The organism is Streptomyces sp. NPDC060205, from assembly GCF_042728395.1.
Lineage (GTDB): Bacteria > Actinomycetota > Actinomycetes > Streptomycetales > Streptomycetaceae > Streptomyces.
This window is the reverse complement of record NZ_JBHWZP010000636.1, coordinates 1-1,457: the sequence shown is the minus strand read 5'-3', so window position 1 is coordinate 1,457 and position 1,457 is coordinate 1. Positions and strand designations below refer to the sequence as shown.

The 1,457-nt window shown below is 67.5% G+C and carries 1 protein-coding gene; it reads left to right on the top strand.

What is annotated here, in order from left to right; translation table 11 throughout:
- Positions 1 to 21: 21 nt before the first annotated feature.
- Complete coding sequence (locus ACFWGJ_RS43680) at positions 22 to 1,437, top strand: sugar porter family MFS transporter (RefSeq protein WP_387334546.1); 1,416 nt, start codon at positions 22 to 24, stop codon at positions 1,435 to 1,437.
- Positions 1,438 to 1,457 lie beyond the last annotated feature (20 nt).

The window sequence follows — 1,457 nt, the reverse complement described above, 5'->3', positions numbered from 1 at the left end:
CGGTGGCCCGAGGAGTTACACGTGACCAGCACAGCGCAGCCACCCCAGTCCGGCGCCCGACCGGTTCCTCCGGAGCATCTCGGGCATGTCATCTTCATCGCGGCCGCGGCCGCGATGGGGGGTTTCCTCTTCGGCTACGACAGTGCCGTGATCAACGGTGCGGTCGAGGCCATCCGTGACCGGTACGAGGTCGGTTCGGCGGCGCTGGCGCAGGTCATCGCCATCGCCCTGATCGGCTGTGCGATCGGTGCGGCGACCGCGGGCCGGATCGCGGACCGTATCGGCCGGATCCGCTGCATGCAGATCTCGGCGGTGCTGTTCACCGTCAGTGCCGTCGGCTCCGCGCTGCCGTTCGCCCTGTACGACCTGGCGTTCTGGCGGATCGTCGGCGGTTTCGCGATCGGGATGGCCTCGGTCATCGGCCCGGCCTACATCGCCGAGGTGTCCCCGGCCGCCTACCGCGGACGGCTGGGCTCGTTCCAGCAGGCCGCGATCGTCATCGGCATCGCGATCTCGCAGCTGGTCAACTGGGGCATCCTGAACGCCGCGGACGGCGACCAGCGCGGCACGGTCATGGGCCTGGAGGCCTGGCAGGTCATGCTCGGGGTGATGGTGATCCCGGCCGTCATCTACGGGCTGCTGTCCTTCGCGATCCCCGAGTCCCCGCGTTTTCTGATCTCCGCGGGCCGCGACAAGCGGGCGCGTGAGGTGCTGCGGGAGGTCGAGGGCGACATCGACCTGGACGCCCGCGTCGCCGAGATCGAGCACGCGATGAAGAGCGAGCACAAGTCGTCCTTCAAGGACCTGCTGGGCGGCACGTTCTTCTTCAAGCCGATCGTGTGGATCGGTATCGGGCTGTCGGTGTTCCAGCAGTTCGTCGGCATCAACGTGGCGTTCTACTACTCCTCCACGCTGTGGCAGTCGGTGGGCGTCGACCCGACGGACTCGTTCCTCTACTCGTTCACCACGTCGATCATCAACATCGTCGGCACCGTGATCGCCATGATCTTCGTCGACCGGATCGGCCGCCGCCCCCTCGCCCTCATCGGCTCCGTGGGCATGGTCATCGGACTGGGCCTGGAGGCCTGGGCCTTCTCCTACGACCTCGTCGACGGCAAGCTGCCCGCCACCCAGGGCTGGGTCGCGCTGATCGCCGCCCACGTCTTCGTCCTCTTCTTCGCCCTCTCCTGGGGCGTCGTGGTGTGGGTCTTCCTGGGCGAGATGTTCCCCAACAAGCTCCGCGCCGCGGCCCTGGGCGTCGCCGCCGCCGCGCAGTGGATCGCCAACTGGGCCATCACCGCGAGCTTCCCGTCACTGGCCGACTGGAACCTCTCCGCGACCTACGTGATCTACACCGTCTTCGCCGCGCTCTCCATCCCCTTCGTCCTGAAGTTCGTCAAGGAGACCAAGGGCAAGACGCTGGAGGAGATGGGCTGACACCCGTCACTTCCCGCTGA